The following is a 13,510-nucleotide window of genomic DNA, read 5'->3' on the forward strand; positions in this document are numbered from 1 at the left end:
CGCTCGTCAGACCGCTCCGTCGGCTCGCTCGGCGAGTTCGACGGCCAGGTCGGCCGCCTCTGTGGCCGTCTCGCCGAAGACGTAGCAGACGGGTTCGATGCCGAACGCGCCCTCGTGGTAGGCGACTCGGGGAACCCCACCGCGGTCGCGGAACAGTGCGCGGAGGCGTTCGCCGCGGTTCTCGTAGTCGGCGTCGAATTCGAGGGGGTCGATCCCTCGCTCCCTGGCGGCGTCGAGCAGTTCCGCGGAGGTCCCGAGGTTGAGCGCGCCCCTGACCGCCGGGTCGACGGCCATCGCCGCCCGGATCGTCTCGGCGACGCGCTGGGACGCGCCGAACTCCGGGTCGGCGGGCACCATGATCCGGCCGTTGACCGCCTGGAGGCGTCCGGGGACGGCGGCCACGTCCGTCGCGTCGGCGGCGTCGGGAACCGCGGTGCCGACGTTCGTCCCCACGTTCGGGACGTGGTCGGCCATGCCGGGGGTGTTCGAGATCCGGCGGGACGCCCGTCTGACCGCCGCGAGCGCCTCGCGCTCGGCGAGCACGGCGTCGTCGGTCCCGCGGACGCAGAGGTCGCATCCGAGCCCCTCCAGCGCGGGCATCTCCTCCTCGTGGACCGCACAGATCGGCCCCCGGTCCTCGAAGGCGCGGACGAGGTCCAGTAACTCGGCGAGCGCCTCGTAGCCGTCCATCGAGCCGGCGACGAACCCGTCGGCGATGGCCTCGACGGTGGCGCGCATGCGCTCGTCCTCGGCGAAGCGCTCCTCGACGGTCACGTCCCCGCGGAGGTACTTGCTCACGGCGGCCTGCGTGAGGCCGAGGCGGTCGGCGACCTCCTTCTGGGTGAATCCCCGGTCGTGTAACTCGGCGGCGAGCATCGTCCGCGCCGTCGGCAGGAAGCGCTCGACCACGATCTCGCTCGGGAGCCGCAGCGACATGCCCCCGGCTTCGCCCGGCCGTCGTATAAGCCCGTTGTACAACGGGGCCGCTCCTCGGCCGTCGAGACGACCGATCCGCCCGATAGAAAGCTGGGTTGTACAAGCGACTCATAGCGAAAGGGGTTTTACCACCGGCTGTTAACACCCAGTTATATGAGCCAAGACGGCTTCGACAAGTTCAGCGACGTCGGCGAAGCGGAAGTCACGCGAGCCATCGGGCAGGAGTGGACCCAGGAGTTCATGGACTTCTCGGACTCGGACGTCATCATCGTCGGTGGCGGCCCCTCCGGGCTGATGGCCGCGAAGGAGCTCGCCGAGCGCGGCGTGCAGGTGATGGTCGTCGAGAAGAACAACTACCTCGGCGGCGGCTTCTGGCTGGGCGGCTTCCTGATGAACAAGGTCACCGTTCGCGACCCCGCACAGCAGGTCCTCGACGAGCTCGAGGTCGACCACAAGCAGTCCCAGGACAGCGAGGGGCTGTACGTCGCCAACGGCCCGGAGGCCTGTTCCGGCCTCATCAAGGCCGCCTGCGACGCGGGCGCGAAGATGCAGAACATGACGGAGTTCACCGACATCGTGATCCGCGAGGATCACAGGGTCGGAGGCATCGTCATGAACTGGACACCGGTCCACGCGCTGCCCCGAGAGATCACCTGCGTCGACCCCATCGCGGTGGAGGCCGACCTCGTCATCGACGCCACCGGCCACGACGCGATGGCCGTCAAGAAGCTCGACGAGCGCGGCGTCCTCAACGCTCCCGGACTGGAGGAGGAAGCCAGCGGCATGGACAAGACCGGCGACGACACCTACGGCGCGCCCGGCCACGACTCGCCCGGTCACGACTCGATGTGGGTCGGCGAGAGTGAGGACGCCGTCGTCGAACACACCGGCCTCGCCCACGACGGCCTCGTCGTCACCGGCATGGCCACCGCGACCACCTACGGCCTCCCGCGCATGGGCCCGACCTTCGGCGCCATGCTCGTCTCCGGCAAGCGCGCCGCGCAGGTCGCGCTCGACGAACTGGAGGTCGACGCGGAGCCCGTCGACCTGACCAGCCGCGACGCCGCGACGCCCGCCGACGACTAGGGTCGAGGTCTCGCAGTCACGTCTCCGTTTTCGGCGCGCGCTGTCGAGTGTCCCGAGCGACAGCGAGAGCGAGGTGCGAGCGAAGCGAGCACCTCGACACGCGAACGGGGTCCTGTCGAACGAAGTGAGACAGGGCTCGGAAGACGAACGGAGTGAGTCTTCCGGTGAGCGCAGCGACCCGCGAGCGAGCGTGTCGAGGGCTTTCATCGCTGGCCGTCGGTCGCAGTCACTCGAGCTACCGGCGGGTTCAGAAGAACTCGGTCCTCGCCCAGTCGTAGAGTCGCTTCGCGTAGTAGAGCGCGAACAGGAGGACCAGCACGGCCACGATGCTCTGGGGTGGTCCCGGAGTCGTGACGGCGAACTTGCTCACGCTGTCCACGACCGGAAGCGCGGTCGTAGGCTTTCCGACGCCTGCCCGGTCACCGTCGAGGGACGTTCACGTTCGACCCACTTCGAACAGCAAACTTATGCCGGCGTTCCTCCCAGTGGAGGTGTATGAACAGGGGGCCGACACGAAGGCGGCTGTTGCGAATCGGGGGAATCGGTTGTGCTATCGGCGCGGCTGGCTGTCTCGGGGGACTGACCTCGTCCGACGGGGACGGCGGGGACGACGCCGACGACGGTGACGGGGGCGGTAACGGCGACGGTGACGGCGGTAACAGCGACGGCGGCGACGGTAGCGGCGGCCTGAGCGGTCCTCTCGCAACCGGCGGGCCGGACGGGTGGCCGAGAGTCCATCGCGACTCGGCGACGACCGGGCTGGCGGGGGCCCCGGGTCCGAAGTCGTCGGTCGAGGAGGTGTGGACGGCGTCGACGGCGGAGCGGTCGGAGGTGACGCCGGTCGTCGCCGACGGGACGGTCTACGTCGAGTCGCCGGGCGGGGTGGCCGCTCTCGACGCCGAGACCGGAACGGAAGCGTGGACGAAGGAGCTAGAGGACAGCCCGGCGTATCTCACCGTCCTCGACGGGACGCTCTACCTCGAAGCGGGCGGGATGCGAGCGCTCGACGCGTCGGACGGGTCCGAGCAGTGGACGTACGACGAGGTTCCCGTACACGGGTCCCCGACCGTCGTCGACGGGACGGTGTACGTCGGGAAATCGGCGGGCGAACTCGTCGCGCTGGACGCGTCGAACGGGGAGGAGTCGTGGTCGTTCACGACGGACCACGGGATCGGCGTCGCGCCCGCGGTCGCGAACGGGACGGTGTACCTCACGACGCTGCCGGACGACGGGAGCAAGGGGGACCTGCTCGCCGTCGACGCCGAGAGCGGCGACGAGGTCTGGCGAGTGGACGGCGTCGTGCTCCGCCACCAGACGCCGACCGTCGCCGACGGGTCGGTCTTCCTCCAGGAACAGTACGTCACCGCTCGCTCGGCGGACGACGGCGAGATGGAGTGGGAGTACGACGAGAGCGAACTGGTCGTCGTCCCGCGGACGGTGGCCTACGCCGACGGGACGGTGTACGTCGGGAGCAAACGTCCGGCGTCGTCGACGACAGCAGCACTGGCGCTCGACGCGGCGTCGGGCGATCTGCACTGGGAGCGGTCGCTCGAGGGCAACGCCGTGGACGGGCCGATCCTCTCGGCCGGCGTCCTCTACGTGGGGACGACGACGGGAATGGTCTACGCCCTCGACGCCTCGTCCGGCGAGACGGCGTGGGACCACTCGATCGACGGGCGGGTCGTCTCGAGTCCCGCGCTCGCCGACGGGCGACTGTACGTGCCCTCCGAGGAGGAGACGCTGCACGCGCTCGCCGAAGCGTAGCGGGCCCGACTCCTCTCAGGCCGGTTTCCCGAACGCGAACAGCGTCATCGGCGTCTTCCCGTCGGCGTGGGGCGAGAGGGACTCCGATACCTGGTCGTCGAAGAAGGTGAACCCGCGCCCGCCGAGTTCGAGGTGCGCGTACGTTGCCAGATACAGGCGTCCGAGGGCGATGCCCCCCTCCAGTTGCGCGAGGCGGTACCCGCGGTTGCCGAACTCCGAGACGACGGCGTCCACGTCGGCGACGAGGTAGACGTTCACCGCCGCGTCGCCGACGACGGACTGGCCGAGCGCGAGGTGGCCGGCGGTCTCCCGGTCGGTCTCGCCCACCCGCTCCAGTTCGTCGCTCCCGGGGTGGTACTCGTAGACGCCCTGGTCGATGCCGTCGACGGCGTGGACGAGGCAGTAGCACTCGACGAGGCCGTCGAGGTCGCCGGCGAAGGCGTCGGCGGGCGTCCCGCGGAGCGCCCGGTCCAGCACGGTCGCGAACTTCCGGGCGCTGATCGGGTCGTGGCTGTACTCGCGACAGGAGCCGCGGCGCTCGATAGTGTTTCCGACGGGGCGCGCCGACGCGGTCTCCGCGTCGACGGGGTGTAGCTGGATCCGCTCGCCGCCGGTGTCGGGACGGGCCCCCAGCGAGGCGTCGGCGACTTCGGCGGCGAACCCCTCGCGCCAGGCGTCGGCGGCCGCGCCGTCGTCGAGTCGGCTCTGGCGCCACGCGTCCGGGACGAGCGGGTAGTCGACGGGGTCGTCGGAGAGCGGGCGCTCCTCGGGGTCGATGGGTTCGACCGCGGGTGCGGAGGCGCCGTCGGGGACGGGCGCGCCAGAGCCGACGGGGACGAGTTCCAGCGGCGCCTCCTCGTCGGCGTCGAGGCCCAGCAGGTCGAGGACGGGGTCGTCGGCGAACCCGGTGACGACCTCGGCGCGGTGGCCGCTCCCTTGGGCCACGGCGAGGAGGTTCGCGAGGATGGCCCCGGAGTCCCAGAACGCGTGGCGGTAGGTGCGCGCTCGGTACTTCCACTCGTTGCGCCACCACTGGGAGGTGGCGACGAACGTGACCGGCGCGTCGGCGACGGCCGGGTACTCGCCCGAGGCCGCGGCCAGAACGCCTCGATAGTCGCCCTCCCGGAGCACGTCGAACTCGCCGGAGTGCGGGTCGAAGTGGTAGACGCCGGCGTCGAACCGGCCGCAGTCGCCGGTGACGGCGTACAGGTCGACGTGGTAGAGCTTCCCCGTGCAGGCGGCGGCGCGGAACGGCATCGGCTGCCCCTGTACCTCCAGTTCTTTCGTGATCCCCGTCGCGTAGTGACAGAGCGTCTCGACGTCGGGGTCGTCGGACTCGGCGGGAGCCGCGGCGGGCGGGTCCGGGTCGGTGGTCGAGATCGCCGCGAGGGCGGGCGTCTCGGGCGGATCGGGGTCGCCGTCGGGCGCGAACCGGGGGAGGGATTCGTACACTTTGTACGGGCGGGGCTGGTTCGACCGGTCGAGTCGGAACGAGTCCTCGCGCAGGCGCTCCGGCGAGTGGTTCGTCCGCTCGTGGTAGTCGCGGGCGTCGACCATGCAGGGGGTTCGACCGCCCGGGACTAACCGCTGGCGGCGCCTGGTAGGACTCACCAACCGGCGGTGCCGGGTCTCGTCCACGTCGCACTCTCCGACCCGGTTCCAGTCACGTCACCAACACTATGAGTCGTGACGGCGAACCGACTCGTATGGCGAGCGACTCCACGTCGGTAGCGATCGCCTGCCAGGGTGGGGGAAGCCACACGGCGTTCGCGGCCGGTGCGCTGGCGCGACTGTTCGAAGAGTTGCCCGGGGGATACGTCGTCGACGGGCTGAGCGGCACGTCCGGCGGGGCGATCACGGCGGCCGCCGCGTGGGACGCGCTGCGGACGGACGGGCCCGACGCCGTCCCGGAACGGGTGCGTGCGCTCTGGAGGGACATCGCGGCGGGGAGTCTCCCGGAACGGGCGGCGAACGACGTCGGCGTGTGGGTGACGGCGCTGGAGACGGCGGGGTTCCCGCTCCCCTCGGTGAGTCCGTACGCAAACCCCGCCGCGTGGGCGGGTCGGCGAGAGTTGCGCGACGTCATCGAGCGGTTCGTCGACTTCGACCGGCCGGTGCGAGCGGCGGACCCGCGGCTGTTCGTCAGTAGTGTCGACGTGCTGTCGGGCGAGTTCCGGGCGTTCGGTGCGGCTGACCTGCGCCCGCGCGTCCTCCTCGCGTCGGCGGCCGCCCCGACGGTGTTCCCGGCCGTCGACCTCGACGGCGTTCCCCACTGGGACGGGCTGTTCGCGCGCAACCCGCCGGTGAGTCCGTTCCTCTCCGAACCGGACAGAGCCGACGAGAAACCCGACGAGATCTGGATTTTTCGAGTGAACCCGATGCGCCGGGACCGGGAGCCACGGAGCCAGCGGGCGATCGCGGACCGCCGCAGCGAGCTCTCGGGCGACATCTCCCTCACCGGGCAGGTCGGCTTCGTCGACCGGGTGTCCGACTGGGTCGAGCGCGGCTGGCTCCCCCGCGAGCGGTACAAACCCGTCACCGTCCGCGGATTGACGCTCTCCGAACAGTTGCCGCTGAGTTCGCGGCTCGACCGCGACCCCGACCTGATCTGCGGCCTGCTGGCGCGCGGGGAGGCGGCCGCCGACTCGCTGCTCGCCGAACTGGACTGACGAAACGGGGCAGTCGGCGGGGGCGATCAGTCGTCGGTGCGAGTCAGACGGGCTCGACGACGAGCATCTCAGTCGCGCCGGGCTGGAACTCGTAGGGGACCTCGCGGCGTTCGACGGCGTGACCGTCCGCGCGGAGCGCGTCGGCGACCGGGTCGACGTACTCGGAGCGAGTGCGGTCCAGCGAGGCGAGCGGGAAGACGCGGACTTCCTCGCGGGCGACGCGGGCGAGTTCGCGGAGCGACGCTTCGTGGAACGAACGGTCGAGCCGGTCGTCGTAGACGAACAGGAGGTTCGCCACCAGCGCGAGGTCGACGCTGTCGTCGTCGAGCGGGAGGTCGGGGATTCCGTCGGCGACGTATCGGTCGGGATGGGTGGCGTAGTCGGCGAGGAACCGCTCGGCGGCCGCCCGGAGGTATCGCCCGCGGGTGTCCACGTCGCCGTAGAAGTCCCAGACGAACAGATCCGCTTTCTCCCGCAACTGACCCACGTTGTACTCGACGGCCGCGTCGAGGTCCCCTTCGAGTTCCTCAGCAGTCGGCCCGTAGAGGGGGTCGACCGCCACGGCGCTGTCGGCCAGTTCCGCCGCCGTCGCCGTGAACGCCCCCGCCCCGCCGCCACAGTCCAGGAGCGCCCGTCCCGCCAGGTCCTCCGCTGTCAGGTCGAACATCCGTCGGTACTCCGCGAACGTGCGACCGATCGTCAGGAAGTCGGCCTCGACTTCGAACTTCTCTCCGGCCATATTCGTATCCTAATGCACAAATTCATGCACTAGTGTATATTTATTTCGGATCGGTTCGGTGACGTATCCGGGAAGTTATAGCTTCGGCGAAACTTTTGACGGGTCGGTGCGTAGCGGACAGTATGTCCGGTGACACAGCGCAGCGGGAGTACGTCTCGTGTCCGGCGCCGGCGTGCAATCGCAAGGGGCGGCGTAGCGTGATCAGGGAGCACCTCGCGGAGCTGGACGACCAGCGCCACGAGCGCTTCGACGGGAGCGAGATATAGACCGGCGGGTCCGGTCGGGCGCGGACCGGATCCGGACCGTAACCAGTTTCACTCGGTGGTACAACCGGATCGTATGGTCGAGGCAGTCACGCTGTATCGCGCGCCGACGACCGAGGCCGACGCCGACGCGGTCGCGGACTGGCTTCGCGAGCGCGTCGACGCCGCGGTGACGGTGCGCGACCGATTCCTCTCCGAGTTCGGCGACGAGGATCTGGCCGAATCCTTCGCCGAGGCCCGGGTGCTCTCGCCGTACGAGCGCGAGACGGGGAACACGATGGTCGGCATCGTCCGCTACGAGGAACGCGCGCTGGAGCACCCCGAGCGCGCCGGCGGCGTCATCTACGACGGCCTTCAGGTCCAGGAGATCCTGCGAGGACTGCTCCCCGACGACGAGCGCGGGCTGGACCACCTGCACGTCCCCCTGCTCGACCGGGTGATCGGCACCTGGGGCGACCACGACGGCCGCTGGCACAAACGGGTGAACGTCCTCGGCCAGCCCGGTCTGGTGTCGGTGCCCGGCCTCTACGAGGCCCCTGCCAAACCCGAACAGTACTACAGGGAACAGCAGAAGCACGCGCTCCTCTCGGGCGGTGCGCCGCCCCGCGAAGTGCTGGAAAACGAGGTCGAAGGCGAGTTCCTCGTCGACGACGACCCGCGGACCACGGACGCGCTGAAGGGCTACGTCCTGCAGACCTACCACTATCTGGCGACCGGCGAGGACTTCTGCGACGAGGAGGGGTGTCGGCTCGCGAACCCGCATCGACAGCCCGGTGTGATCCGGGCGCAACTCCGTGATCCCGAGTTCTGTCCCGAACACGCCGAACTGTACCGGGTTTGAGTGGGTGTTTTGTTGACGAGTTCGGAGGCTCTTGTTCGCTCGGTAGCGTGTGGACCGGCTTCAACTGACAGCAAGCGCTGAAAGCCCTCGGCACGCTCGGGTAGGGGCCGCTCAGACGACTGAACTGAACGCGAGCGCGCCTCGCCCTTTCGATCCGCCAGGACAGAACCGTGACCGCCCTGTACAGCACCGCAGACGGCCACACTCCTCCCCAACCGATTCCGTCGCTCGCTCCGCTCGCTCAGTCATCCCTCGCGCGGCTTCGTCGCGGCACGGAGGCCGCGACAGCGCGCGCCACGGCGGGTGTTCGAGTGCCCGAATCGCGAACACTCGAACCTCCGCCCCTCACCCCTCGTCTTCCAGGCCGCGGATCCGCTGGGTGTACTCGTCGAGCACCGCGACGGTGCCCTCGTCGCGCGGGTAGATGGCGTGGAGGTTCCACGGGCTGGTCCACTCGTACTCCGACTCGTTCCGCAGGTCCCAGACCATCGTCGCGTCGGTGCCGCTCTCGACGAGCGCCTCGTACCACCGCTCGTACGTCTCGTTTCGCACGGCGAGTTCCTCGCTGTCGTCGACGTCGTCCGTGCGGTCGACTTCGACGCCGAACTCGCCGCAGTAGGCGGGCTTGCCGACTTTCTCGTGGGCGTCTCTGGTGTGGTCCCGGATCCAGTCGACGGCCTCCTCGTCGGAGAGCCCCCAGGCGTCGGGGTAGAGGTGGTACGAGCAGGCGTCGATGGCGTCGATCCGGTGGGTCTCGACGTAGCGAGTCGGGTCGTCGCCGACCGGGCCGTCGCCGTCGTAGAACCCTTCCATCCCCGTGGAGACGAGGTGGTTGTCGTCGACGTCCTTGATGAACTCCGCCGTGGAGCGGACCCACTCTTTGTAGGTGTCGTAGCCGGCCTCGCCGACGCGGGGTTCGTTGGCGAGTTCCCACAGCATGATCGTGGGGTCGTTCTTGTACTTCACGCCGGTCACCGTGTTCTCGCGTTCGAGGAGTGTCTCGACGAAGCCGCGGAACCACTCGATGGACTCCTCGTCGGTGTAGAAGTCGGCCTTCTCCGCGCCGTCGATCCACTCCAGGTACTGGGGGATCCCGCCGTTCCAGTCCCAGTAGTTGGCGAGGGGCATCACCAGGCGGACGCCGTGCCTGCCGAACTGGTAGACGACGCGGTCGAGCAACTCGAAGGCCGCCTCGTTGAACAGGCCCGGCGCGGGCTGGAGGTAGTTGTCCTCGCCCTCGCCGAAGGCGGGCACGCGCATGACGTTCAGTCCCGACACCAGATCGGACCACGTCGACAGCAACTCGTCGGCCGAGACCCCGCCGTCGTGGCGGGAGACCTGCGGGTGGTTGCCGCCGCTGAAGTAGGCGGGCTCGCCGTCGACGACGAAGTCGCTCCCGTCGGTCTCGACGAAGTGGTCGAAGACGACGTCGTCGGCGGACCCGTCGATGGGCGTCATCGTCGGAACCGGCGTCGCAGTCGCGGTCGGCTCCAGTGTCGGCCCCTCTGTCGCGGTCGTGCCGTCGTCGAGCCACGCGATCTCGACGTGGCCGAGCTGGCCGCTCCAGGCCTCGCTTCCCCCGGTGAGGACGAACCGACAGCGGTCGACGCCCTCGGAGAAGGAGCCGACGACCTCGGCGTGGTGCCACGAGGCGCTGACCTCGCCGTACTCCTCGCGGCTGGCGTCGACGGCCGTCCACGAAGCGCCGCCGTCCGCCGACTCCTCGAGTTCGAGGGCGCCGCCCTCGCCCTCGTGCCAGTGGAACTGGGCGGTCGCCTCCCTGAGTTCGCCGCCGAGCGCGTAGACGATAGCGGCGTCCTCGGTCGTCGTTCTGACGTACCGCACCTCGTCCGTGCTCCCGTCCGGGTGGACGAAGTGCTCGGTGTTCGTGTCGTCCGTCCCGAGTCGATCCGTGTCCGACTCCTCCGAGAGGTCACCGGCGCTCTCGCAGGGGTCGGTGAACGTCGCTTCGGAGGGCGTCCCCCCGCCACCGTCACCGCCGGGACACCCCGCGAGCCCCGCGCTCGCGACCGCCAGAGCGCCCCTGAGAACCTGTCTTCGGTTCTGCATACCGACTGCTCTGCGCATTGTTACAAAAGCACACCGAAACCCCCGTCTCTGTCACCGATCCGACACACCAAAGGCCCCGTCCGGCGCACCGGCGACCATGGATACCAGGTCGCGCGACGCGCTGGCGGTGTTCGCCACCGGGGCGCTCCTCGGCGTCGTCGCGCTCGCCCACTACGCGGTCTCCCAGCCGGGGGCGTTCGGCCTCAACTACCGCGTCTACCACGTCGCCGCGGAGGCCGCCGCCACCGGCGGGGACTTCTACGCCGTCACCCCGTCCGACAGCGGCTTCCACTACCTTTACCCGCCCGCGACGGTGCTCGCCTTCCTTCCGTCTGCGCTCGCCGAGAGCTGGATTCCGGGGTACGTCGCTATCACGGCCCTCTCGATGCTGGCGACGGCCGTCGCGACGCGACTCCTCGCGGCATACGTCGAGTCGCTGGGCCATCGCGTGGGCCGCGTCGAGCGAGCACTCCTGTTCGCGTTCCTGTTCGCCTCCTCGCACTCCGCACCCTCGCTCGCCTACGGACAGGTGAATCACCTCCTCGTCGCCGCGCTCGTAGCGGGCCTGGTCTGGCTGGCGCGGGACCGCCAGCTACGAGCGGGGGCGGCGCTCGCCCTCCCAGCGTTCGTGAAGGTGTTTCCCGGTCTCGTCGGCCTCTGGCTCCTCCGCGAGCGAGCATGGCGGGCCATCGCCGCGGCGGTCGGGACCGCCGGCGCGCTGTTCGGCGTCGGACTCCTCGCCTTCGGCGTCGACACCACGCGGACCTACGTGACCGAGGCGCTCCTCCCGCGCCGTGAGGCAGCAGCGTTCGTCGGCGGTCTCGCGCCCGGACGGAGTTTCGTCACGCTCCGGCGCCCGCTCTCGGTCCTCTTCCCGAGTGCCGACCCGATATGGTACGCGATCGGTGCGGCGGCGCTGCTCGCGCCCGTCCTCGCCGCGCTCTACTGGCGTCTCGAGACGGTGACCGACCGACACGTCGCCGTCCACGGGACGCTCGTCGCCACGCTCCTCGCCGTCTCGTCGCTGCTGATCTACTACGCCTACGTCTCGTTTTCGCTCGTCGTCCTCCTGTACGACCTGCCCGCCGGCCGCGGCCGACGGCTGTTCGTCGCCGGCGCGCTCCTCGCGAACCTCTCGCTGGCGTTCGACACCCTCCGCGAGGCGCTTCGGTCGGCACCGCTCGAGCCCGCGACCAGACGGACCGTCCTCGACCTGCTGTTGCCCGTCTTCCGGTTCGGGACGCCTGTGCTGTACGGGAGCCTGCTCACGCTCGCCGGCTGTCTCGTCTACCGCGTCGAGTCCGGGTCGCTGCCCCTGCCCGCTCCGGTCGGGGCGTCCCTCTCGGACGGCGAGTCGTGACTCACTCCGGTCGTTCGCCCCAGGCGAGTCCCAGGTAGCCGAGGCCGAACTCCTCGAAGCCGTGCTCGGGGCAGTTCGAGTAGACGGCGTCCCGCGCGGTCGTCACCCGCTGTTCCAGACTCGCTGTCGGTGAGATCCGCCCGTCACCGGGCGCGGCCAGTCGGACGAACGCCCGGAAGCCGAGGTTGAACGGCGCGGCGACGCGCCGCCGGGAGCGCCCCGCGTTCAGGAGTGCGATCCGCCCGCCCGGCGCGAGCGTGTCGATCCACCGCTCCACGGCGGGTCTCGGGTCGGCGAACATCCCGACGACGAACGTCGCGAGCACGGCATCGACGGGCCCCTCTACGGGTGGACGGCGCGCGTCGGCGCGGGCGAGGTGGACGTTCTCCCAGCCGGCACGGTCGATACGCTCGCCGGCCCGGCGCAACATGCCGCGGGTGAGGTCGACGCCGACGATGCGACCCTCGGCACCGACGCGCTCCCGGAGATTCGAGAAGTTCGCACCGGTCCCACAGCCCATCTCGACGACGGTGTCGCCGGCCTCGAGGTCCAGCGCGTCGGCGGCCTGTTCGCGCCAGGACTCCACGCCGGGAGCGGTCGCCAGCCAGTCGTAGGCCCGGGCCCACCGGCCGTAGAAGGCCTGCGTGGCACCGACGTCGTTCGGCATCTACAGCTCCCTGACGGCTCGCGCGGCGGTCGGCCCGTCGGCCGCCAGCACGTACACGATCGGTTCGACGCCGAACCCACCTGTCTGGTAGAGCACGTCGGCGTCGGGCGCTTCGGACAGCGCGTCGGCGATGGCCGATTCCAGGTCCGCTTCGGCGTCGAACTCGGCGGTGGTGTACCCCGCGTCGGTCAGCGTCTCGACGATATCGGGGTCGTAGCGGACGTTCAGCGCCGCGCGAGCGTCGCTCCCGCCGGCGCGGGCCGCCAGCAGGACGCTCGCGACGTGTTCGCTGACGCCGAACTCCGGGTCCCCCGGCACGGTGGTCGTCCCCTCCAGGTCGAGGATCCGACCGGGGACGGCGGCCACGTCCTCGATGCCCGCCGCGTCGGGCAGACACTCGACGAGGTTGGATCCCACGGCGGGGATCTGGTCGGAGAACCCGTCCGTGTTCTCGAGGATCCGCACTCCGCGACGGAGCGAGGCGAGCACCTGCTCGGCCGCACGGACGTTGCTCTCGGGGTCGTGGATGGCGAAGCGGTCGTCGCCGTACTCCGCGAGTTCCGGCATCGCCTCCTCGTGGAGCTGGGAGAGCACGTCGCCCCGCTCCAGCTTGCGGACGAACACCTCCGTCTCCACGAGCGCCTGGACCGGGCTCATCTCGCCGCTGGCCAGCCCCTCCGCGAGTCGCTCGACCAGTTCGCGCAGGCGTCTGTCCGAGAGGAGCCGGTCGTTGCGCTCGACCTCGCCGTGGACGTACTTCGAGACGGCGCTCTGACTGATCCCGAGCAGGTTCGCCACCTCGCTCTGTGTCAGCCCCCGCTCGCGCAGCGCCTCGGCGAGCATCGAGCGAAAGGTCGGCAGGAACTCCTCGGCGACGAGTTCCTCGATGAACTTCATCGCCGTCCCCCCGGCGGCCGCGGCGTCGTGCGGTCGGCCCGGGCCGCGTTACCCCCCGTCATCGTCCTACTGGTCGCCCCCAAATTCCACATCGTTTCTCGACGACATTCCGACGACACGCACGGCGGTCGTCATTGGTCGCCTCCGAACTCCACGTCGTTTCTCGACGACATTCCGACGACACGCACGGCGGTCGTCATTGGTCGCCTCCGAACTCC

The 13,510-nt window shown here is 70.0% G+C and carries 13 protein-coding genes; 6 read left to right on the forward strand and 7 right to left on the reverse strand.

Annotation, left to right across the window (positions count from 1 at the left end):
- Nucleotides 1–6: 6 nt before the first annotated feature.
- The gene (locus tag D1409_RS17820; protein ID WP_123538335.1) at nt 7–936 is read right to left on the reverse strand and encodes a thiamine-phosphate synthase family protein; all 930 of its coding nucleotides are present in this window, start codon (nt 934–936) and stop codon (nt 7–9) included.
- Nucleotides 937–1,089: 153 nt separating this feature from the next.
- Between D1409_RS17820 and D1409_RS17825 the strand changes: the two genes are divergently transcribed.
- Entirely contained in the window at nt 1,090–2,022 is a 933-nt protein-coding gene (locus D1409_RS17825; RefSeq protein ID WP_123538336.1) for a sulfide-dependent adenosine diphosphate thiazole synthase, read from the forward strand.
- A 247-nt stretch (nt 2,023–2,269) separates the two neighbouring features.
- Here D1409_RS17825 and D1409_RS25605 read toward each other — a convergent pair whose 3' ends face one another.
- A complete protein-coding gene (locus D1409_RS25605; RefSeq protein ID WP_268895830.1) occupies nt 2,270–2,392 on the reverse strand; it encodes a hypothetical protein in 123 nt (40 codons plus the stop codon).
- A 155-nt stretch (nt 2,393–2,547) separates the two neighbouring features.
- On the opposite strand from D1409_RS25605, the gene D1409_RS17830 reads away from it, so the two are divergent.
- The gene (locus D1409_RS17830) at nt 2,548–3,786 is read left to right on the forward strand and encodes an outer membrane protein assembly factor BamB family protein (protein WP_164471763.1); all 1,239 of its coding nucleotides are present in this window, start codon (nt 2,548–2,550) and stop codon (nt 3,784–3,786) included.
- Between the two features lie 15 nt (nt 3,787–3,801).
- Here the strand turns inward: D1409_RS17830 and D1409_RS17835 are convergent, their stop codons facing one another.
- Complete coding sequence (locus D1409_RS17835; protein ID WP_123538338.1) at nt 3,802–5,343, reverse strand: SagB/ThcOx family dehydrogenase; 1,542 nt, start codon at nt 5,341–5,343, stop codon at nt 3,802–3,804.
- A 149-nt stretch (nt 5,344–5,492) separates the two neighbouring features.
- Here D1409_RS17835 and D1409_RS17840 point away from each other — a divergent pair, with 149 nt between their 5' ends.
- The gene (locus tag D1409_RS17840) at nt 5,493–6,455 is read left to right on the forward strand and encodes a patatin-like phospholipase family protein (RefSeq protein ID WP_164471764.1); all 963 of its coding nucleotides are present in this window, start codon (nt 5,493–5,495) and stop codon (nt 6,453–6,455) included.
- 43 nt (nt 6,456–6,498) lie between these two features.
- Here the strand turns inward: D1409_RS17840 and D1409_RS17845 are convergent, their stop codons facing one another.
- Nucleotides 6,499–7,194: a class I SAM-dependent methyltransferase gene (locus tag D1409_RS17845; RefSeq protein WP_123538340.1), complete on the reverse strand. Its 696-nt coding sequence runs from the start codon at nt 7,192–7,194 to the stop codon at nt 6,499–6,501.
- A 122-nt stretch (nt 7,195–7,316) separates the two neighbouring features.
- Between D1409_RS17845 and D1409_RS24715 the strand changes: the two genes are divergently transcribed.
- A complete protein-coding gene (locus tag D1409_RS24715; RefSeq protein WP_164471765.1) occupies nt 7,317–7,460 on the forward strand; it encodes a hypothetical protein in 144 nt (47 codons plus the stop codon).
- Nucleotides 7,461–7,533: 73 nt separating this feature from the next.
- Nucleotides 7,534–8,298: a DUF7001 family protein gene (locus D1409_RS17850; RefSeq protein ID WP_123538341.1), complete on the forward strand. Its 765-nt coding sequence runs from the start codon at nt 7,534–7,536 to the stop codon at nt 8,296–8,298.
- Nucleotides 8,299–8,643: 345 nt separating this feature from the next.
- On the opposite strand, the gene D1409_RS17855 is transcribed toward D1409_RS17850, so the two are convergent.
- The gene (locus tag D1409_RS17855) at nt 8,644–10,368 is read right to left on the reverse strand and encodes a glycoside hydrolase 5 family protein (RefSeq protein ID WP_164471766.1); all 1,725 of its coding nucleotides are present in this window, start codon (nt 10,366–10,368) and stop codon (nt 8,644–8,646) included.
- A gap of 97 nt (nt 10,369–10,465) precedes the next feature.
- Here D1409_RS17855 and D1409_RS17860 point away from each other — a divergent pair, with 97 nt between their 5' ends.
- Nucleotides 10,466–11,728 carry a glycosyltransferase family 87 protein gene (locus D1409_RS17860; RefSeq protein WP_123538343.1) on the forward strand — a complete coding sequence of 421 codons (1,263 nt, stop codon included), beginning with the start codon at nt 10,466–10,468 and terminating at the stop codon, nt 11,726–11,728.
- Nucleotide 11,729: 1 nt separating this feature from the next.
- Here D1409_RS17860 and D1409_RS17865 read toward each other — a convergent pair whose 3' ends face one another.
- Complete coding sequence (locus tag D1409_RS17865; protein ID WP_123538344.1) at nt 11,730–12,395, reverse strand: class I SAM-dependent methyltransferase; 666 nt, start codon at nt 12,393–12,395, stop codon at nt 11,730–11,732.
- Nucleotides 12,396–13,292, reverse strand: a complete 897-nt coding sequence (locus D1409_RS17870) for a thiamine-phosphate synthase family protein (protein WP_123538345.1) — start codon at nt 13,290–13,292, stop codon at nt 12,396–12,398.
- Nucleotides 13,293–13,510 lie beyond the last annotated feature (218 nt).

The organism is Halosimplex salinum (assembly GCF_003730195.1).
GTDB lineage: Archaea > Halobacteriota > Halobacteria > Halobacteriales > Haloarculaceae > Halosimplex > Halosimplex salinum.